This is a genomic window from Peribacillus psychrosaccharolyticus ATCC 23296 (genome assembly GCF_000305495.1).
GTDB lineage: Bacteria > Bacillota > Bacilli > Bacillales > DSM-1321 > Peribacillus > Peribacillus psychrosaccharolyticus.
Window position 1 is genome coordinate 1 of record NZ_AJTN02000200.1, and the last position, 19,290, is coordinate 19,290.

A 19,290-nucleotide genomic window follows, 5' to 3' on the forward strand; every position below is an offset into this window, starting at 1 on the left:
AACACCCAGTAGAGAGGAAGTCCGATAATCCCAATTCCAATCGATAAAAGGGCATCTGCGGGTTTATCCATTACCGTATTAACCACCAGATAAATGGTTCCAATTACAGCTATAATTGGTGTTAACGGATAAAAAGGAACTTTATACGTCTTCACATCCGGCTGTTTCTTCCTGAGAATAAATACCGCAAAAAACGCTAATCCATAAAAAGAAAATACCGAGAAAATAGCCATATCTGTGAGCCGATCGGGGTCACTAACAATCATCATAATAACTGCAATGACCATTTGCATGATGGTTGCATTCATTGGTGTCTTGTAAGTCTTATGAACTTTTGAAATTTGTTTGGCTCCAGGTAATAAACCGTTTTGCGCCATGGCAAAAGGAATTCTTGGAAACGTTAATATTTTCCCATTTAAACAACCAAAGATAGAAATTAAAATTCCTATGGTAATTAATTTACCACCAAAGTCCCCAAAGAGAATCGTGGCCGCAGTATTCGCAGCATTAGGACCGAGTTCAATTATTTGTTCTGCTGTAAGTACATGCAGCATAGCTATGTTCACGGACAAGTATGAAACCATAACAATTAAAATCCCAGTAATAATTGCCTTCGGCAGCGTTTTCGAAGGATCTTTCATTTCCCCCGCCATAAAACCGACATTCATCCAGCCATCGTAGGCCCATAGTGTAGCCAAGATTGCCGCTCCCATGCTAATAGCTGCTGTTGAAGATCCACTCGATACATTTAATACAGGTTGATCTCCCAGAATGATTCCAAATATAGCTATTGCAAATATCGGAATCAGTTTCGCAACCGTTGAAACGTTTTGGATGATTCCCCCATAACGAGTACCTAGACTATTCACAACACCTAAAAAAATGACCGTTATAATACCCACGATTGTTGATAATGAGGAATCTAACTGAAAAAAACTAACGAGTAACGAACCAAAATATAACCCTAGGGCTCCCATAACAGCTGGTCCATAAATAACGGTTTGAACCCATCCGCATATGAATCCCCAGATTCTTCCGTATACTTCTTCCAGGTAAGCATAAAGCCCTCCGGTTTTTGGAATACGCGTACTTACTTCGGCAATCGTTAACCCGCTGGCAAGGGTTATGAGTCCTCCTATTAACCAAGCTAAGAGTGCTCTCGTTGAGTCACCGCTTGATTCAAGAACAATTCCTGGTTTCATAAAAATTCCGGAACCGATGACGGTTCCAACTACTAATGATGTTCCAACAAAAAAGCCAATGTTTTTCTTTAACTGTTCTGTTCCCAAAGCATCCTCCCCATAACATATGTATGAATTTAATTAGTGTAATTATAACATGTTTGATATATAAGAATAATTTAATGGTCGGCTTATGGCTGAAAAGTCCTTTTTCAATCCACACTGGAAAGCCCTGCTTCTTAAAAAGAAGCAGGGCTTTGTGTTTAGTTTAAATGACTATGTTTTTTAGAGTAACTGAAATAAATAATCGACCCTATCATCAGCCAAATAAAAAATGAAAGCCAAGTAATCAGCGGCAGACTCAAAGCTAAATAGAGACATAGCAATGCGCTGATGGCCGGTAGAACAGGCACAAAGGGTACTCGGAAGGATGCTTTCAAATCAGGGTGTTTTTTACGCAGCACGATAATAGCAAGTGACACAAGCGTGAACGCTGCTAATGTCCCCATATTAACCAAATGGGCTAGGGTAGTTAAATCTACGAAACCGGCGATTCCAGCTGCTACAAATCCGGTGATCCAGGTATTGATGAACGGCGTCTTAAATTTCGAATTCACTTTAGCCAATGTTTTAGGCAGCAGGCCATCTCTGCTCATTGCATAAGAAAGGCGCACCTGTGCATATATCAAGGCTAATATTACGGTCGTAATTCCAGCAACAGCCCCTACAGATATAATTCCCGCCATGGAATCTTGTCCAACCACACGAAGTGCAAAGGATACAGGATCCGCCACATTTAGATGGGTATAAGAAACCATTCCTGTCAGCACAGCAGAAACACTTATATACAACACTGTACAGATTAATAAAGAGGTAACTATCCCAATTGGCATATTTCGTTTTGGGTTCTTCACTTCTTCCGAAGCTGTAGCAATCACATCAAAGCCAATGTAGGCAAAGAATACTGTTGCAGCACTGGTAACAATCCCTTCTAATCCAAATGGAGCAAAGGGGGTCCAGTTTTCAGGTTTTACATAACTGATTCCAGTAACAATAAACAACAAAATGACTCCTAATTTAATAAATACCATAATGTTATTAAATGTAATGCTTTCCTTAACTCCGCGACTGACTAGCGCTGTAATGAACAAAATGATTAATACAGCTGGTAAATTAACCAGTCCCCCTTCTCCCATCCCAGGAGCAGATGCTAACATTTTTGGCACCTGCATTCCAAAGCCGGCAATAAGTGATTGGAAATAAGCAGACCAACCTGTCGCAACTGCTGAAATGGCCAGAATATATTCCAATATTAGGTCCCAGCCAATCAAAAAAGCAAAAATTTCCCCTAATGTTGCATAGGTGTATGTATAAACACTACCTGATACCGGTACAGCAGAAGAAAACTCCGCGTAACAAAAGGCAGCCAGCGCACACGCTATGCCAGCAAGGACAAAGGAAAGCATGATTGCAGGTCCGCCGCTGGTTGCAGCAACTACACCAGTGATAACAAAGATCCCAGTTCCTATGACACAACCGACACCTAGGAAAATTAAATCAAGTAATCCCATCGAACGATTTAGATCTTTTCGTTGACCCTGAATAAGTAAATCATTTATTGATTTTTTTCGAAATATTTGGTTCATGGGAGTCCTCCTGAGTAAATACAAAAAAATTCTGAATAAAGACATCAAGTAGCAGTATATTGTCGATTTTTGTCGAAGTCAAGGTTTCTTTAAAAATGGATTGCATATTTTTAATGATCATGTACACATACATATCATGTCTTTTCTATAGTATCTAACAAAATCTAGTATCTATTTAGTTATTACACATATTTCTCCGAGAAGTGCCTGCTAACAATAAAACTCTCGTCTCATATGTTATGAGGCGAGAGTTTTTTATAGTCTATTTAAATTCAAAGCATTTGAACTAACAAGAACCTTACCAAACAATAAAGAGAAGGATAATCGCTAGTACGATTCGATAAATGGCAAATGGAGTCAATTTAATTTTTTCAATCAACTTCAGGAAGTATTTAATACAAAATAACGCAAACACAAATGCACTAATGAAGCCTGCAATGAAAAACGGCATCGCTTCAGGTGTAAAAAAGCTCCAATATTTAACTACTTTTAAAAGTGTAGCTCCAGCCATAATCGGTACGGCCATGATAAAGGTGAAATCTGCAGCCGCCCGATAACTCATTCCCAGGAGAACCCCTCCAGAAATCGTTGAACCTGAACGCGAGAATCCGGGCCATAACGACAAGCATTGAATAAGTCCAACGCCAAGGGCTTGTTTATAGGTAATCTGATCAACTGTTTCAGTCTTGATTTTTGGATGCAGCTTATCCGCAGCAATCATAAGGAAAGCACCAATAAACAATCCAATTGCGACCGTTTTTACTGAAAAAAGATGGTCGTCAATATAATCTTCAAAAGCAAGACCTAGTACTGCTGCTGGAAGTAATCCAACAATGATTTGCAGTAAATTTAGTTTCTTTTGACCTGCAGGGGCTGAAGAATCCATTTTTTTCAGTCCAAGCAAGTCCATAAAACGGCTCCAAAAAAGAACCACTACAGCAAGAATAGAACCTAACTGAATGATTATCTTAAAGGCATTGGCAATCTCGTCTCCAAATAACTCATTTGATTTAAATAAAAAGTCGTCGACAATAATCATGTGACCTGTTGACGAAACTGGTGCAAATTCTGTTAGTCCTTCTACTAATCCAAGGACTATCGCAACAAATATTTCCCACATCTCTTAACTCCACCTCGTTTTATCTTATTCAGCTCTAATTAACAGTATATTTATTATTCCCTTTCTTGCATACGGTCGATTTTACCGTTTGTATAGAAAATTGTCTAAGAAAAAAGGTGAAGTATTACCAAATACCACGTAAAATAGGGGAAAATAGCTAGAGATACCTCGTAAAAGGAAGTGAATGGAGTGAAAAAAATTAGTGTATATGCTCATCGAGGATCAAGAGGTACACATCCTGAAAACACAATGGCCGCTTTTGTCGAAGCCGATAGAGTCGGTGCTGACGGCATTGAATTCGATGTCCATCTTACTAAAGACGGCGAACTTGTTATTATTCATGACGAAACACTTAATCGAACGACTACCTTAACTGGCTTTGTAAAGGATTATAGCGCAGCTGAATTAAGAAAAGCTGACGCCGGGGTGAAGTTCTCACCTGCTTTCTCAGGAGAGGGGATCCCCTTCCTCTCTGAAGTGTTTGAATGGGCTTCAGCAAATAAACTAATTATGAATGTAGAGTTAAAAAATGATAAGCTGAACTACCCTGCTATTGAACAAAAAGTCATATCCTTAATTCGTCACTATCATTTAGAAAGCCGTATTGTGCTTTCCTCCTTTAACCATTCTTCTATTGCAGAAGTTAAACGACTTGCACCGGACATCGAGCGTGCATTACTATTTGAAGGTCTTCCAGATGATATTGTTAACATTTTATCTGAAAAAAAGGAAGCAGGATTTCATCCAGACGCGCCTAGTCTAACCAAAGAATTAAACAAGCAGGCACAAGAACTAGGATATGTTGTACGGCCGTGGGTGGCCAATTCAAAGGAGCAGATCCTTAAAATGGCTGAATTCGGGGTAGATGTGATAATGACTGATTTTCCAGAAGCCGCTATAGACATACTCCAAACTAGAGATTTTGAATCAATGTAAAAAAGAAGGGGCATATAAGCCCCTTCTTTTATCCATTTTATTAGGTTTTTATCAACGAGACGATCCGCCTAGTTGTTGTTCAGCCATTTGTACTAAACGCTTAGTGATTTCTCCACCAACCGATCCGTTTGCACGAGCAGTTGTTTCTGCACCTAAATTCACTCCAAATTCTGAAGCAATTTCATACTTCATTTGTTCTAGTGCTTGTTCTGCTCCTGGTACTACTAAATCATTGCTGCTGTTGTTATTTGCCATATGTCTTTCACCTCCTCTCTACTATTAATGATTTACTTTTCTCCCCTTTTGTATGTTTGCCAATTTATTGAAAGTTGTTTATTCACTTATCATGAATGAAATCTTTTCTCATACATTAATAATGAAGTCTTTTTCTTTATGGCATGCCATCTATAAGAAGGAGGATATTCCTTTGCAAATACATGTTGTTCAACCAAATCAAACGTTGTCAGGTATTGCTTCTACTTATGGAGTCACGGTAGACAGACTGATTGAATCAAATAAAATTCCGAATCCAACCAACTTAGTTGTCGGACAAAATATCGTGATCCCCATTGTAGGAAGTTATTATTTCGTTCAGCCAGGAGATTCCCTTTATAGTATTGCTCAGAAAGTAAACGTTCCGTATCAAGAGCTAGCGAGAATAAATGGCCTTTCAGAAAATCAACAGCTTTCCGTTGGTTACCGGCTTTATATACCATCTCGAACAAAAACAACAGCTGAATTTAATGCGTATATTGAGCCGCGCGGATCTAAAGTATCTACGGTCTTAGAGCAAAGCGCTATTGAGAATGCACCGTACTTAACTTATTTAGCACCGTTTAGCTTTCAAGCAAAGCGAGACGGTTCTCTTAAAGAGCCGCTCCTAAATAACTTTGCCGAAATTGCTAGAAATAATCGCAATGTCTTAATGATGGTTATTACCAATCAGGAAAATGACCAATTTAATGATGAACTCGGACGGATACTGCTTACCGATATGGACATACAAAATAAGTTTGTTACCACGATTATCAGAACAGCGAAGAAGTATGGATTCAAAGACATTCATTTTGATTTTGAGTATCTTCGTCCTGAGGACCGTACGGCTTATAGTCAATTCCTTCGAAAAATGAAAACCCGCTTCCAAAAAGAGGGGTGGCTGCTATCCGCCGCCTTAGCTCCAAAAACCAGTGCCGAGCAAAAGGGACGCTGGTACGAAGCCCATGATTATAAGGCAATTGGCGCAATTGTTGATTTTGTAGTTATAATGACGTATGAATGGGGATACAGCGGAGGGCCCGCACAGGCTGTTTCTCCGATTGGTCCGGTTCGGAAGGTATTAGAATATGCCATCACGGAAATGCCCTCTTCCAAGATTCTTATGGGGCAAAATTTATACGGCTACGACTGGACCCTCCCTTTTGTACAGGGGACGACTGCAAAAGCTGTCAGTCCACAACAAGCCATTGAAACTGCCGCTGACTACCAAGTGACCATTGAATACGATCAAACAGCTCAAGCGCCCCATTACACATATACAGACAACGATGATAAACAGCATGAAGTATGGTTTGAGGATGCACGTTCCATTCAGGCCAAATTTGACCTTCTTAAAGAATTAAAACTACGAGGAATGAGTTATTGGAAACTAGGTCTCGCGTTCCCGCAAAATTGGCTCTTAATCAGCGATAACTTTAATGTGCGGAAACGGGCATAAACAGAAAAGCTGTCTCAAAAGGTCCCGAACCTTCGAGAACAGCTTTTTCTTTTTGAATGCCTGCTTGAACTAAATAAATGACTGCCTTATGAATCCATTTTTTTTGTACATAATGGAATTAAGGAGTGTGAGAAACATGCTAAGAGTAAGAGTAAAACAATTTTATGACAGCTATCCACGCTGGCCTCGTCTGGCTCGGCTGCTCGTGATTATTTGTCTATTTCTGCTGGGATTTGGCACTCTTATTCATCTAGTAGAACCACAAACATTTACGTTCTTTGATGGGATTTGGTGGGCGATAGTGACTGCTGGGACGATTGGATATGGTGATTTCGTTCCAGTGACGTCTTTGGGCAAAGCAGTTGGAATCGTCCTAATTTTTACTGGAGCTGGAATTGTCGCCACTTACTTCGCCTCCATTGCGGCAGTAGCCGCTTCCTCGGAGAAATCCTTTATTGAGGGAAAAAAACCATTCAAGGGTAAAGATCAGTTAATCATTGTAGGGTGGAATGAACGCTCTCGGTATATTATCGCGGATATGCACGAAAGAGAACCACAGCTGCCTATTGTCTTAATTGATGAATCTTTACCCAGACATCCACTGCCGCGCACAAACATTCATTTCATCCATGGTCGAGCTGCTGAAGATAACATTTTGTTCAAAGCAAACATTCATGAAGCAAAACAAATTCTAATTACAGCCGATTTACAGCAAAATGAATTTCACACAGATATGTTTTCAATTCTTACCCTTCTAGCCGTTAAAGGACTGAATCCTGCAATCTATTGTTTAATTGAGATTCTTACAGAAGAGCAGCGTCTTAACGCCTTAAGAGCCGGAGCAAACGGATTAATTGAAACCAATAAATTCGCCAGTTTTTATATGGTTAAGGCACTTATTACCGGTAAAACCGTTTTTGAAGAGGAAGAGCTTCCTTCCAAGTAAAAAAACCTTCTCCATAGAGAAGGCTTACCCAAGGGGCTCTTTTTTTTACAAGAATGGATCTATTATAAGAGTAACTTTTCTACCTCATGTAAATGAGCTTGACCAAGAGAGATATAGTCTTCAGGAAATTCTCCATCCTTATCCTTCGGTTCAGCAAACTGGTTAAAAGCAGCAGTTACATTCCCGATATTTCCTTCTGGATCGACACTATCCTGATAGACATGAGACAATAAGAAGGGTTGCTGCAGTTCAACGACTGCACCCGCCGAGTCAAGCTCGCTGTTTACAGCTTTAAATGGCAATCGCAAAAACAGATACCCCTCTTTATCATCCATTTTATAATCAAAAGACCCATGTTCATAATCCCAATTGCCGCCAATTGAATACCCCAGCGGTTTCAGCTTACGTTCTAACTCAAACAAGGAAAAAGTCATACCTGAAAGTGAAGAAGACAACTCAATCATTCAAACATCTCCTTTTTTCTACTTTAGGTTAGCTTTACCCACACCCGATAAATCATCCGAAGAAAACGACTGTCTTCCAAATAAAGCAGCAGCTTTTGAACTAATTTCTATCGTGTCAGTCTGGTTAGCTGTATTCGTTTGTTTTTGGTCATTCTTTTGCTGGTTCTCGAGCTGTTGCATTTTCATAGTAATCTGCTGTATCTGAACCTGCAGTTGTTCAACCTCTTTTTGCTTTGTTTCGTCATCCTTATCACTTTGGTTTATTTTCTCAATTTCTGCTTGAAGTTTCGATATTTGCTTTTCTAATTGTGACGACGAAGTTGATGTTTGGCTGGCGGCACCACTGACGGACGCACTCGATAATGTAGAACTGATTTGCATAGTACTCGTCTCCTGTTCCTCTAAGTTAAGTAAAAAGTAACTATAAAGGATAAATATTACCAAGTTATGAACAAAAAAAATCCGGAGCAGCATAGCCGCTCCGGATTCATTTACTATTACAGACGTTTTTCTAGTTCCGCTTTCTTCTCTTCAAAGCCAGGTTTCCCTAATAAAGCAAACATATTTACTTTATAAGCTTCAACTCCTGGTTGGTCAAACGGATTTACCCCTAGTAGGTAACCGCTGATTGCACACGCTTTTTCAAAGAAATACACAAGGTATCCGAATGTAAAAGCATCCATTTTAGGAATGCTTACTATTAAATTCGGTACGCCGCCATCTGTATGAGCGAGCAATGTTCCCTCAAACGCTTTATCATTAACAAAATCAACTGATTTGCCAGCCAGATAATTCAAGCCATCTAAATCATTCTCTTCTGCTTCAATCGTAAGTTCATGACGTGCCTGATCAACTTTAATAACTGTTTCAAAAAGGTCACGGCGGCCTTCTTGGACATATTGACCTAATGAATGCAGGTCAGTCGAAAAATTGGCTGAGGAAGGGAAAATTCCTTTTTGATCTTTTCCTTCACTTTCACCAAACAGCTGCTTCCACCATTCAGAGAAATACTGTAAGCCTGGCTCATAGTTAATTAACATTTCAATCGTTTTACCCTTATTGTAAAGTACATTCCGAACAGCAGCATACTGATACGCAAGATTTTCAGAAAGTTCATCTGAACTGAAATCTTGACGTGCCTCAAGTGCACCCTTCATCATCTCTTCAATATTTGCACCGCTTACTGCAATGGGTAATAATCCTACAGCAGTTAATACAGAATAACGGCCGCCAATATCATCTGCAATGACGAACGACTCATAACCTTTTTCTGTTGCAAGTGTTTTTAATGCGCCTTTTGCTTTATCTGTCGTAGCATAAATCCGAGTTTTCGCTTCATTCTCTCCATATTTTTCTTCGAGAAGTTTACGGAAAATCCGGAATGCCAAAGCAGGTTCTGTCGTAGTACCTGATTTAGAAATGACATTGATTGAAAAATCTTTCTCTTTTAATAGATCCATTACATCAGTCATATAAGACGAACTGATGTTGTTTCCAACAAAGATAATTTGTGGTGTTTTACGCTGGTCACCTGGAAGTGCATTATAGAAACTGTGCTGAAGCATTTCGATTGCAGCCCGAGCACCTAGGTATGAACCGCCAATTCCAATGACTAGTAAAACTTCTGAATCCTTTTGAATCTTTGCAGCGGACTTTTGAATCCGTGAAAATTCTTCTTTATCATAATTCTCTGGAAGATCGATCCAGCCTAGAAATTCATTCCCTGCACCTGATTTGTTGTGCAGAGATTGGTGCGCTGCTTTTACAGCATCTTGTAAGTAAGTAATTTCATGTTCACCGAAGAACGGTAATGCTTTTGAGTAATCGAAACGTACATGTGTCATGTTAGTTCCTCCATCTTCTATAAGAGTACCACTTCACTTTATACAAACCTGTCCCATTAATCAAGATGCTGCTTTTCAAAAATTACAGGGATGCACGTAATATTGCGAGTACGTCTTCTCGATTTAACTTCTTAAAGTTACCAAATTCGCCGTTAATCATAGCTTTATCAGCCATTTCTTCTAATTTTGAATCATCTATATCATAATCCGACAATTTTGTGGGCGCACCTAAGCTGCTCCAAAATTCCCGCAGTTTAGCAATTCCCTCAAGTGCTGTTTCTTCATCTGTTTTTCCTTCAGGGTTAACACCAAACACACGGACTGCTACCTGTTTAAACCGGGAAACATCTTCATGAAGCACATGCTTCATCCAATTAGGGAAAATGATTGCCAGACCCCCAGCATGAGGAATATCGTATACCGCTGATACGGCATGTTCTATATTATGTGATGCCCAATCTCCTCGATATCCAACCTGTAAATAGCCATTAAGAGCGATTGTACCTGAATAAAGAATTGTTTCTCTGAGTTCATAGTTATCTAACTCATTTAACAGCTTAGGTCCAGACTCAATCACCGTAAGAAGTAATGATTCACAAAAACGGTCCTGAAGTGGTGCATTTGTTTTTTGATGAAAATATTGTTCAAATACGTGAGACATCATATCGACCATTCCATAAACGGTATGATTTTTTGGAACAGTAAACGTATTAACCGGATCAAGGATGGAGAATTTCGGGAATGTCAATGGACTTCCCCAGCCATATTTCTCTTTTGTTTCCCAGTTGGTGATAACTGAACCTGAATTCATCTCTGATCCCGTGGCCGCAATCGTCAGAACGGTTCCAAAGGGAAGTGCTTCCTTAATCGGCGCTTTTTTAGTCACTAAATCCCAGGCATCTCCATCATACTTCGCCCCTGCTGCAATAGCCTTGGTACAATCGATTACACTACCACCGCCAGCAGCTAGTATAAATTCAATATTTTCTTTTTTACAGATTTCTACCCCTTTACGTACTGTCGTAATTCGTGGGTTTGGTTCTACACCGGATAATTCATGGATATCTGCGTCGATGTTTTTGAGTTGTGTCATAATTTCATCATAAAGGCCGTTCTTCTTTATACTTCCGCCGCCATAAACAAGCAGTACCTTTGTTCCGTACTGCGGAATCTCTTTTGACAGTTGTTCAATTTGTCCTTTACCAAATATTAATTTGGTAGGGTTTTGATACGTAAAATTATTCATAAAAAAATAGCCTCCTTTTTTCTTCATTATGAAGAATCACGCTTCAAATTACAAAATATCGGATTGAATCAATGAATAAAATTCGGGTTATGCAGCAAACTAAAAATGTTCGAACTAAAAGGAGGAATACTATGAGTGGCATTCAAAGAGCTGCACTAGTCCTTACAATAATCGGCGCCATTAACTGGGGACTGATTGGGTTTTTCCAATTCGACCTCGTTGGTGCCATCTTCGGTGGCCAAGGTTCTGCCATTTCCCGTATCATATTCGGTCTTGTCGGAATAGCAGGATTGGTTAATCTCGGATTATTATTTAAACCGAGTGAAGAACTCTCGACGCAACCTGAAACAAGAACAGAACGTTAAAAAGAAATGGCCGGCAATTGCCGGCCATTTCTTTAGTTCATTATGAAATAAAAAAACGGCTGCTCTCAAGAGAGAACAGCCGTCGAAAATTATTTTTTAATTAAATCTTCGCGTTGGGATTGTTCGATCCATTCTTGAAGCTTGTCCTTCAACGTATTGAAGCCTTCAGTTGAATCATTAGTTGTTGTTGAAGTTTTAATAGCTGCTTGACGTTTTTTAGGGGCTTTTTTAGCTGGTGAAGCAGGAACTTCTGGAGCTTCTTCAGTAGCACGAATTGATAATCCGATTTTACCTGCGGCTGCATCAACAGAAAGTACTTTAACTTGAACTTCATCGCCCACTTTAAGATGTTCATTTACATCTTTAACATAACCGTGAGTAATCTCAGAAATGTGAACTAAACCTTGTGTAGACTCATCTAACGCAACAAATGCACCATATGCTTGAATGCCTGTTACTTTACCAGTAACAACCGATCCAACTTCGAATTTTTCAGACATTGTAACACTCCTATATAAGTATATTTTTCCTCTATTACACGCAATATAAAATTATATCATACTTTTTGCAAACAATCAAAACATCCATATTCATTTTAACACACATCACACATTGTTTAAACCTGTATTTTAAAGAACGACTTGTCTTTACATTCTCCTATTTCATTTCAATTCAGTCATCCAGACAGCTGGATGATATTCCTAATATTAGAAACAAGCCGATTTACTGCAATAATTCCCCTCTTGTCCTTCCCTAAAAAACATAGTAGTATAGTAAAAATATTCACAATTCAGCATTTTATAAAAGATACCTTCTCGATTTATTGTTGATTGTATTTTTAAAAGGAGTTATTCATCTATGGCAAACCAGGAGCAGTGGACATCTAAGATCGGATTTATTTTAGCAGCAGCAGGGTCTGCTATTGGGTTAGGAGCAATCTGGAAATTCCCTTATATGGCAGGGACTAATGGGGGCGGTATATTTTTACTACTGTTCATCCTATTTACCCTCTTAATTGGTACACCAATATTAATAGCTGAATTCATTATCGGCAGAAATGCACAAAAGGATGCTGTGAGTGCTTATAGGCAAATTGCGCCTAAAAAACCATGGTTTTTAATTGGATATGGCGGAGTAATTGCCTCCCTAATCCTGCTGTCCTTTTACAGCGTTGTCGGCGGCTGGATTCTTTCTTATTTAGTTCGAAGCTTCTCTGGCTCACTTTCAGGCCTAAGTCAGACTGAATATAATGGATTATTTAATGATATTATCAGCAGCCCAACGGAAACAATTCTTGCTCAATTCGCTTTTATGATTCTTACTATTTTAGTTGTACAGGGTGGTGTTCAAAAAGGGATTGAAAAAGCATCTAAATATATGATGCCGGCATTATTTGTTTTGTTTGTTGTGCTATTGATTCGTTCCGTCACTCTTGACGGAGCAATGGAAGGAGTTAAATTTTTCTTACAGCCTGATTTAGCGTCTCTTTCAAAAGAAACGGTTCTGCTTGCACTTGGGCAAGCATTCTTCGCACTAAGTGTCGGTATATCTGTAATGGTCACTTATGCTTCCTATTTAAGCAAAGCGGAGGATATTGCTAAGTCAGCCTTTTCTGTTGTCGCATTAAATATCTTCATTTCATTGTTGGCTGGTTTAGTTATCTTCCCTGCCGTTTTTGCTTTCGGCTTTGATCCGGCCAGCGGTCCAGGGCTCGTATTTGTTGTTTTACCAGCCGTATTTAACGAAATGGCATTTGGCACCTTATTTATGGCAATCTTTTTTATTCTGCTTTTATTTGCAACCTTAACCTCAGCTTTTTCCATTCTCGAAATTATGGTTGCAGTTATGACTAAGAATGATACTAAAAAACGTAAAAAAGCATCATGGATATCTGGTCTTAGTGTTTTCGTCGTTGGGATTCCAAGTGCTCTGTCATTTGGCGTTCTATCTGATGTTAAGATTTTCGGCAAAACCATTTTTGATTTAGCTGATTTCCTAACAAGCAATATTGCTCTGCCCTTAGGAGCTATGCTGATATCCATCTTTGTTGGGTATCAAATGAAACGATTTGAGGTTCAGAAAGAGCTTGAACTTGGAACAGCAAGTACAGGGAAATTTTTTAAAGTGTGGTATTTCTTAATTCGATACGTCGCTCCAATAGGAATTTTATTCATCCTTTTAAGTTCGTTAGGGATTATATAAAATCATCATGAAAAATACATTTTTATAAGATCTAACCCCTTTGTTTACATGGTAAAATTAGGTATAAGCAAAATCTCTTTCTAAGGAGTGAATTGCAATGACCGATATCGGTAAACTAATTAAAACATATCGTGAAAAGAAAAATCTGACTCAGCAAGAGTTAGCGGTTAAAGCAAGATTAGGGACAAAATCAATTGAAAAGTATGAGTCTGGAGAGCAAATTCCCGATACTCAGACGGCATTGAAAATCTCAACAGTCCTTGATTTACCCGCTTCGGAACTATTAGAACATGAATACACTGTTCGTCATGCTATTGATCAAGAAATCATGCAGCTGATAACTGTGTTGGGGCAAGAAAAGACGAAGGTTATTCTACGTAAGTTTAAGGAATTAAATGCCGAAGACTATACCTATATGATGAATAAAATGTCTGAATTAAATCATGATCAATCAGTATAACGAAAACGAATAATGGCAAGACTGATCGTAAGACATCTAAGGTTAGTCAGGATTATATTTGCCCTGAAAAACATTCCTTTCTGATGTTTTTCAAGTATTCCCCCTTTTTAATAGGGCCCCCAGCTGGGAGCCCTATTTTTTTTATTGATAATTCTTCATAAATCGTGCTATTCGTTTTACTGCTTCTTGAAGTTGAGCCATTGATGATGCATAAGAACAACGGATATATCCTTCCCCGCTTTCACCAAAAACATCCCCGGGTACAACGGCAACTCTTTCTTCAAGAAGCAATTTTTCAGCAAATGATTGAGAACTTAAACCTGTCTTTGCAATGGATGGAAACGCATAAAAGGCGCCTCCTGGGTTATGACAGGCAAGGCCGATTTCATTGAACGATTTAACGATATAATTCCTTCTCTGCCTGTAGCTGCTGCGCATATCTTCTACATCATCCCACCCATGTTTCAGTGCCTCTAACGCACCATACTGGGCCATTGTGGGCGCACACATCATCGTATATTGATGGAGCTTTAACATTGCCTCAAGAATTTCCCTTGGCGCACAGACAAATCCAAGGCGCCAGCCGGTCATGGCAAAACTTTTAGAAAAACCATTTATTAAAATAGTCCGATTAATCATATCTCCAACTGAAGCAAAGGAAGTAAATGATTCGTCATACGCTAGCTCTGCATAGATTTCATCAGCTATCACCAGCAAATCATTTTTCTTAATGATCTCAGTAATTTTAATTAACTCTTCCTTATTAAGCTGAGTGCCAGTAGGATTATTCGGTGAACAAATAATCATCGCCTTGGTGTTCGGTGTAATTGCATCTTCTAGTTCTGCTGGTGTCAGCTTAAATTGATTTTCCCCAGTCGTATGAATGATCTTAGGAACTCCTCCAGCCATTGTGACTAAGGGAGCATACGAAACAAAACATGGAGAAACCACTAGTACTTCTTCACCTGGATTAATAATAGACCGTAACGCAAGATCAATTCCTTCACTTGCACCAACCGTAACTAAGATTTGATGTTCAGGCTGGTATGAGACGTTAAAGGCTTGTTCCATATAACCAGCGATTTCCTTACGCAATTCCAGTAAGCCAGCATTTGCCGTATATGATGTCCGGCCTTCCTCTAAGGAGTGAATAGCCGCTTCTCGAACGGACCATGAGGTAACAAAATCCGGTTCACCAACACCAAGCGAAACGACACCTTCCATATTAGCAGCCAAATCGAAGAACTTTCGGATGCCTGATGGCGGCAGGCTTGCTACCGTTTTTGACACATAATTCTCATTTATCATGGTGACACCACAATCCGATTATCTTCTTCAGGCTGATCAAAAATCGTGCCATCATGTTTATATTTTTTCAAAATAAAATGTGTGGTTGTAGAGATTACTGAATCAAGTGTTGATAACTTTTCAGAAACAAATCTTGCAATTTCATTCATCGAATTTCCTTCGACGATGACAGATAAATCATATACTCCTGACATTAAATAAACAGACTCAACTTCTTTAAACCGATAAATCCGCTGTGCCACTTCATCAAACCCCACACCTCGTTTAGGCGTAACCTTAACATCAATCATAGCGGTTACCCCGTGATGCTCATCAATTTTCGCCCAATTTATAATAGATGCATACCGTACAATAATCCGCATTTCTTCAAGTTTTGTTAACGTTTCTTCAACCTCTTTTTCGGTGGAGACGACCATTTTAGCCAAATCACTATAATCAATTCGACTGTTTTTTTCGATAATTCTTAATATTTCTAATTCCTTGTCATTTAAATGCATACCTTCCCCTACTTTCTTTGCTCTATAATGTAATAAATAAGTTTCAGTTGTTAGTAAACTTTTTTTATTATATCAAATACAAGCAGCTGCGTTATAGGAAAATAAGGGCACGATAAAGAAAAGTGTGAACCCTAGGAGGACAGCTCGATGGAACTACCGGTCTATAAAGGCACCCAAACTATTGAAGAAAATGAACTCTATTATGAACTGTATCAACATCCTGAAAGAAGACCAACACTAATTTTACTACATGGATTTCTTTCATCAACTTTTTGTTACCGTAAGCTGCTTCCACTTCTTACCCAGAAGTATACAGTTTACTTGATTGATATACCCCCTTTTGGCCAAAGCGGAAAGAGTAGTAAATATGCATACTCTCTAACTAATATAGCAAAGACGATCCTAACCTTTATTGACATGCACAAGTTGGAAAAAGTGATTTTAATCGGCCATTCCATGGGCGGACAAATTGGGTTAAACATGTGCAAACAACGGCCGGACCTCATAGAAAAAATGATATTACTTGCCGGATCAGGCTATTTAGCAGCTCCCTCTCGATGGTTAAAAAGAGCAAGCTATGTGCCTTTCTTCTCCTTATTTGTTAAGCGGTATCTCGAAAAATCTGGTATCGAAAAAAATCTTCGACTAGTTGTCTACGACCAATCGATGATCGACGATGACATGCGAGACGGATATACTGCACCCTTCCTCCAAGGAAAAGCCATCTTCAAAGCACTAGGAAAAATGGCCCGTGACAAAGAAGATGACCTAACAGAAAACGACTTACATACCATTCAAACCAACTGTCTTCTCCTCTGGGGACGCTACGACAAGGTCGTTCCACTATCAATCGGCAACCGACTACACAAAGATCTTCCTTGTTCACAGCTAATCATCCTAGACGACACAGGACATTTACTGCCAGAAGAAAAACCCGAAGAAGTATTTCGTCATATTGACAATTTTATTACGTTTGAAGGATGACTGTTCCATGAACCAGGGGGCGGGGGGGGGGTATTCTGTTTCTTTTTACAGCTGAATCCTGATTATTCCCGTCCCGCTTGAGCTTATTCCCGTCTCGAATAAGGTTATTCCCGTCTGGCTTGAGCTTATTCCCGTCTGAGAGATGGTTATTCCCGTCTGGCACCTTTTTATGAGGCTAAAAAACCCAGCTGGGTATTTTAGCGATTCATCCTAGTGCAAAATCAAAAAAAGCTGATCCACGGAAAATGGTTCAGCTTTTAGAAGGAGCAACTTGCATTATTTTTGATGGTTAGTAATTTTTCAGCAATCTTTAAGCACTCATTATAAGCGAGTGGTTCTTCAAAGGAGAATTCATAGATTTCTTTGATTTTCCTGGCTAAGTCTTTACTGTTCTCGATGTCGCGCATGGCGATCATACAGTCGGCTATTTCTGGATCATAAAAATCTTCTCCTTGATTGAAAGGATCCCAGTTTCTCAGGACTTTAACCATGGCAAGATTCATTTCTTGAGTTTGCATACAATCATCACCTGCTATTCATTATCTGTGAACATGTTATCATATTACCATAGATCGTAAAATTTAAATGGTGGTGTTTGTAATGAATAATTTTGATGAGTATATTGACCGAAAAAATACCGGTGCCTTTAAATGGGATCATATGAAGGATCTCTATGGAAGAGATGACCTTCTGCCAATGTGGGTAGCAGATATGGATTTCCCTTCACCAATAGGTGTACAGAAAGCCTTACTAGATCGAGTCATGCATCCTGTTTACGGGTATACAGCTCCTATGCCAACCCTTTTGCCGGTTATTCAAACGTGGCTTAAGAATCGCCACTCCTGGAAGGTAGACAAAGACCATCTTTCCTTCAGCGCAGGTGTAGTCTCAGCAATTGGAATGACTATTCAGGGACTTACTGAACCCGGCGATAAAATTTTGCTGCAATCACCTATTTATACGCCCTTTTTCAGCATGATTGAACAAAATAATCGAGTGGTTGTTAATAGTCAGCTTAAAGTCATTGATGATCGCTTTGAAATAGACTTTATAGACTTTGAAGAAAAACTTAAAGAAGGCGTTAAACTCTTTCTTCTGTGCAGTCCTCATAACCCAGGCGGCCGCATTTGGACAAAAGAGGAGTTAACGCGTATGGGTGAGCTTTGTTTGCAGTATGGAACGATAATTGTTAGTGATGAAATTCATGCTGACTTATTTCATTCTTCCTATACTCATTATCCCCTAGCCTCATTAGATGAGCGTTTTGCCGATCAAACTGTAACGTTGATGGCCCCAAGTAAGACCTTTAATATCGCTGGCATGCAGGCATCGATTATGATTACGAGCAATAGTGATATTCGTACTAAAATTACGACTACACAGACTAGAAATGCCTTTCACGGGCTCAACATATTGGGTCTAACGGCAATGGAAGCAGCCTATCAAACCGGGGAAACCTGGCTTGACGAAATGCTTGCGTATGTTGAAACGAACGTACAGATTGCAGAAGACTTTATCTCAAATGAAATACCTGGTTTGCGCTGTATGCACCCTGAGGCATCGTATCTGCTATGGATCGATTGCCGCGGCCTAGGCTTGAACGACAAAGAAATTCAAGACCTTCTTACTTCTAAAGGAAAGCTAGCATTAGAGCCAGGAACTAAATATGGTCCTGGCGGAGAAGGTTTTGTTCGAATGAACATTGGCTGTCCACGTGCACTCTTAAACGATGGACTCAATAGACTTAAACAAGCGTTCAGCTGAGAATAAGTTACTTCCCTTTTTAATGACACCGCAGGCGATTCGTTTTCCAGAGTCCCCTGCTGGCTGAGTCATCCCGTCATCTTGATTTTGATTCACAATGATGGAAGTACCCTTCTGCGTAAAAAGCGTTGTTTTCCCTTTCCTTAAGGTTACATCCTTTGCAGTAAGTGTAGCTTTTACATTACCAGAATCCTTAACAATTAAATTAGGTAAATCCCCAGCATGGGCTCCTTTCGGATTAAGGAGCCCATGCTCTTTATCATCGGGATTATAATGGTTGCCTGCCGATTTAAAATCAGGTGCTTTGCACTTACCTACACTATGAATATGAATACCATGTACGCCCGGCTCAAGCCCTTCCAAATCAACTTTCAGTTTCAACCCCTTCGCTTGTTCCTCAAGCTTAATCGTACCCAAAGAATCCCCATCAGCATTAAACATTTTCACATTCAGCTTCTTAGGATTCTCTTCCGCACAGCCTGCAAGCAGCACTACAAACCCAATTAGTAACACTCTTTTCATCCGATTTTCGCCCCCTAATCTATTTGTCCCTATCTTCCCCCCAATAAGAAAAGAGATACGCCAAAAAAGCACCGTTCCAAATAGGAACGGC

Annotated in this window: 21 protein-coding genes; 8 read left to right on the forward strand and 13 right to left on the reverse strand. The window is 39.4% G+C overall.

What is annotated here, in order from left to right:
• From WYK_RS12680 to WYK_RS12690, 3 genes are all read right to left on the reverse strand, one after another.
• Positions 1–1,289 (reverse strand): APC family permease (locus WYK_RS12680; RefSeq protein WP_040374857.1); only part of this gene is annotated, 1,289 nt, incomplete at its 3' end.
• A 155-nt stretch (positions 1,290–1,444) separates the two neighbouring features.
• Positions 1,445–2,827 (reverse strand): amino acid permease, encoded by a 1,383-nt coding sequence (locus tag WYK_RS12685; RefSeq protein ID WP_040374858.1) that lies wholly within the window; start codon positions 2,825–2,827, stop codon positions 1,445–1,447.
• A 298-nt stretch (positions 2,828–3,125) separates the two neighbouring features.
• Positions 3,126–3,947: an undecaprenyl-diphosphate phosphatase gene (locus WYK_RS12690; protein ID WP_040374859.1), complete on the reverse strand. Its 822-nt coding sequence runs from the start codon at positions 3,945–3,947 to the stop codon at positions 3,126–3,128.
• A gap of 189 nt (positions 3,948–4,136) precedes the next feature.
• Between WYK_RS12690 and WYK_RS12695 the strand changes: the two genes are divergently transcribed.
• On the forward strand, positions 4,137–4,883 hold the full coding sequence (locus tag WYK_RS12695; RefSeq protein WP_040374860.1) for a glycerophosphodiester phosphodiesterase: 747 nt from the start codon (positions 4,137–4,139) through the stop codon (positions 4,881–4,883).
• Between the two features lie 51 nt (positions 4,884–4,934).
• Here the strand turns inward: WYK_RS12695 and WYK_RS12700 are convergent, their stop codons facing one another.
• On the reverse strand, positions 4,935–5,138 hold the full coding sequence (locus WYK_RS12700; protein WP_040374861.1) for an alpha/beta-type small acid-soluble spore protein: 204 nt from the start codon (positions 5,136–5,138) through the stop codon (positions 4,935–4,937).
• Between the two features lie 172 nt (positions 5,139–5,310).
• On the opposite strand from WYK_RS12700, the gene WYK_RS12705 reads away from it, so the two are divergent.
• Both WYK_RS12705 and WYK_RS12710 read left to right on the forward strand, forming a co-directional pair.
• Positions 5,311–6,597: a glycosyl hydrolase family 18 protein gene (locus WYK_RS12705; protein ID WP_040374862.1), complete on the forward strand. Its 1,287-nt coding sequence runs from the start codon at positions 5,311–5,313 to the stop codon at positions 6,595–6,597.
• A 136-nt stretch (positions 6,598–6,733) separates the two neighbouring features.
• A complete protein-coding gene (locus WYK_RS12710) occupies positions 6,734–7,543 on the forward strand; it encodes an ion channel (protein ID WP_051387479.1) in 810 nt (269 codons plus the stop codon).
• A gap of 62 nt (positions 7,544–7,605) precedes the next feature.
• Here WYK_RS12710 and WYK_RS12715 read toward each other — a convergent pair whose 3' ends face one another.
• The 4 genes from WYK_RS12715 to WYK_RS12730 form a co-directional block, all read right to left on the reverse strand.
• Positions 7,606–8,007, reverse strand: coding sequence for a YugN-like family protein (locus tag WYK_RS12715; protein WP_040374863.1), 402 nt, complete (start codon positions 8,005–8,007; stop codon positions 7,606–7,608).
• An 18-nt stretch (positions 8,008–8,025) separates the two neighbouring features.
• Positions 8,026–8,388 carry a FlxA-like family protein gene (locus WYK_RS23330; RefSeq protein WP_051387481.1) on the reverse strand — a complete coding sequence of 121 codons (363 nt, stop codon included), beginning with the start codon at positions 8,386–8,388 and terminating at the stop codon, positions 8,026–8,028.
• A 116-nt stretch (positions 8,389–8,504) separates the two neighbouring features.
• Positions 8,505–9,851, reverse strand: a complete 1,347-nt coding sequence (locus WYK_RS12725) for a glucose-6-phosphate isomerase (protein ID WP_040374864.1) — start codon at positions 9,849–9,851, stop codon at positions 8,505–8,507.
• An 82-nt stretch (positions 9,852–9,933) separates the two neighbouring features.
• Entirely contained in the window at positions 9,934–11,097 is a 1,164-nt protein-coding gene (locus WYK_RS12730) for an iron-containing alcohol dehydrogenase (RefSeq protein ID WP_040374865.1), read from the reverse strand.
• A gap of 131 nt (positions 11,098–11,228) precedes the next feature.
• Here WYK_RS12730 and WYK_RS12735 point away from each other — a divergent pair, with 131 nt between their 5' ends.
• Positions 11,229–11,462 carry a DUF378 domain-containing protein gene (locus tag WYK_RS12735; RefSeq protein WP_040374866.1) on the forward strand — a complete coding sequence of 78 codons (234 nt, stop codon included), beginning with the start codon at positions 11,229–11,231 and terminating at the stop codon, positions 11,460–11,462.
• An 89-nt stretch (positions 11,463–11,551) separates the two neighbouring features.
• Here WYK_RS12735 and yugI read toward each other — a convergent pair whose 3' ends face one another.
• Positions 11,552–11,962 (reverse strand): S1 domain-containing post-transcriptional regulator GSP13, encoded by a 411-nt coding sequence (gene yugI / locus WYK_RS12740; protein ID WP_040374867.1) that lies wholly within the window; start codon positions 11,960–11,962, stop codon positions 11,552–11,554.
• A gap of 358 nt (positions 11,963–12,320) precedes the next feature.
• Here yugI and WYK_RS12745 point away from each other — a divergent pair, with 358 nt between their 5' ends.
• Positions 12,321–13,664 (forward strand): sodium-dependent transporter, encoded by a 1,344-nt coding sequence (locus WYK_RS12745; protein ID WP_040374868.1) that lies wholly within the window; start codon positions 12,321–12,323, stop codon positions 13,662–13,664.
• Between the two features lie 97 nt (positions 13,665–13,761).
• Complete coding sequence (locus tag WYK_RS12750) at positions 13,762–14,124, forward strand: helix-turn-helix domain-containing protein (protein WP_040374869.1); 363 nt, start codon at positions 13,762–13,764, stop codon at positions 14,122–14,124.
• A gap of 141 nt (positions 14,125–14,265) precedes the next feature.
• On the opposite strand, the gene WYK_RS12755 is transcribed toward WYK_RS12750, so the two are convergent.
• On the reverse strand, positions 14,266–15,432 hold the full coding sequence (locus WYK_RS12755; protein ID WP_174391507.1) for an aminotransferase: 1,167 nt from the start codon (positions 15,430–15,432) through the stop codon (positions 14,266–14,268).
• Positions 15,429–15,929 (reverse strand): Lrp/AsnC family transcriptional regulator, encoded by a 501-nt coding sequence (locus WYK_RS12760; protein ID WP_040374870.1) that lies wholly within the window; start codon positions 15,927–15,929, stop codon positions 15,429–15,431. The genes WYK_RS12755 and WYK_RS12760 overlap by 4 nt, the downstream gene beginning before the upstream one ends.
• Positions 15,930–16,076: 147 nt before the next feature.
• On the opposite strand from WYK_RS12760, the gene WYK_RS12765 reads away from it, so the two are divergent.
• Positions 16,077–16,913, forward strand: a complete 837-nt coding sequence (locus WYK_RS12765; protein WP_040374871.1) for an alpha/beta fold hydrolase — start codon at positions 16,077–16,079, stop codon at positions 16,911–16,913.
• Between the two features lie 257 nt (positions 16,914–17,170).
• Here the strand turns inward: WYK_RS12765 and WYK_RS12770 are convergent, their stop codons facing one another.
• Positions 17,171–17,431 carry a DUF1871 family protein gene (locus tag WYK_RS12770; RefSeq protein WP_040374872.1) on the reverse strand — a complete coding sequence of 87 codons (261 nt, stop codon included), beginning with the start codon at positions 17,429–17,431 and terminating at the stop codon, positions 17,171–17,173.
• A gap of 82 nt (positions 17,432–17,513) precedes the next feature.
• Between WYK_RS12770 and WYK_RS12775 the strand changes: the two genes are divergently transcribed.
• Positions 17,514–18,677 (forward strand): MalY/PatB family protein, encoded by a 1,164-nt coding sequence (locus WYK_RS12775; protein ID WP_040374873.1) that lies wholly within the window; start codon positions 17,514–17,516, stop codon positions 18,675–18,677.
• On the opposite strand, the gene WYK_RS12780 is transcribed toward WYK_RS12775, so the two are convergent.
• Positions 18,636–19,199 (reverse strand): superoxide dismutase family protein, encoded by a 564-nt coding sequence (locus WYK_RS12780; protein WP_051387488.1) that lies wholly within the window; start codon positions 19,197–19,199, stop codon positions 18,636–18,638. The genes WYK_RS12775 and WYK_RS12780 overlap by 42 nt on opposite strands.
• Between the last annotated feature and the right edge of the window lie 91 nt (positions 19,200–19,290).

Coding starts and splice junctions, on each gene's coding strand:
- WYK_RS12685 (WP_040374858.1), bottom strand. CDS start 2,827: ATGAACCAAATATTTCGAAAAAAATCAATAAATGATTTACTTATTCAG.
- WYK_RS12690 (WP_040374859.1), bottom strand. CDS start 3,947: ATGTGGGAAATATTTGTTGCGATAGTCCTTGGATTAGTAGAAGGACTA.
- WYK_RS12700 (WP_040374861.1), bottom strand. CDS start 5,138: ATGGCAAATAACAACAGCAGCAATGATTTAGTAGTACCAGGAGCAGAA.
- WYK_RS12710 (WP_051387479.1), top strand. CDS start 6,734: ATGCTAAGAGTAAGAGTAAAACAATTTTATGACAGCTATCCACGCTGG.
- WYK_RS12715 (WP_040374863.1), bottom strand. CDS start 8,007: ATGATTGAGTTGTCTTCTTCACTTTCAGGTATGACTTTTTCCTTGTTT.
- WYK_RS23330 (WP_051387481.1), bottom strand. CDS start 8,388: ATGCAAATCAGTTCTACATTATCGAGTGCGTCCGTCAGTGGTGCCGCC.
- WYK_RS12725 (WP_040374864.1), bottom strand. CDS start 9,851: ATGACACATGTACGTTTCGATTACTCAAAAGCATTACCGTTCTTCGGT.
- WYK_RS12730 (WP_040374865.1), bottom strand. CDS start 11,097: ATGAATAATTTTACGTATCAAAACCCTACCAAATTAATATTTGGTAAA.
- WYK_RS12735 (WP_040374866.1), top strand. CDS start 11,229: ATGAGTGGCATTCAAAGAGCTGCACTAGTCCTTACAATAATCGGCGCC.
- yugI (WP_040374867.1), bottom strand. CDS start 11,962: ATGTCTGAAAAATTCGAAGTTGGATCGGTTGTTACTGGTAAAGTAACA.
- WYK_RS12745 (WP_040374868.1), top strand. CDS start 12,321: ATGGCAAACCAGGAGCAGTGGACATCTAAGATCGGATTTATTTTAGCA.
- WYK_RS12750 (WP_040374869.1), top strand. CDS start 13,762: ATGACCGATATCGGTAAACTAATTAAAACATATCGTGAAAAGAAAAAT.
- WYK_RS12755 (WP_174391507.1), bottom strand. CDS start 15,432: ATGATAAATGAGAATTATGTGTCAAAAACGGTAGCAAGCCTGCCGCCA.
- WYK_RS12760 (WP_040374870.1), bottom strand. CDS start 15,929: ATGCATTTAAATGACAAGGAATTAGAAATATTAAGAATTATCGAAAAA.
- WYK_RS12765 (WP_040374871.1), top strand. CDS start 16,077: ATGGAACTACCGGTCTATAAAGGCACCCAAACTATTGAAGAAAATGAA.
- WYK_RS12770 (WP_040374872.1), bottom strand. CDS start 17,431: ATGCAAACTCAAGAAATGAATCTTGCCATGGTTAAAGTCCTGAGAAAC.
- WYK_RS12775 (WP_040374873.1), top strand. CDS start 17,514: ATGAATAATTTTGATGAGTATATTGACCGAAAAAATACCGGTGCCTTT.
- WYK_RS12780 (WP_051387488.1), bottom strand. CDS start 19,199: ATGAAAAGAGTGTTACTAATTGGGTTTGTAGTGCTGCTTGCAGGCTGT.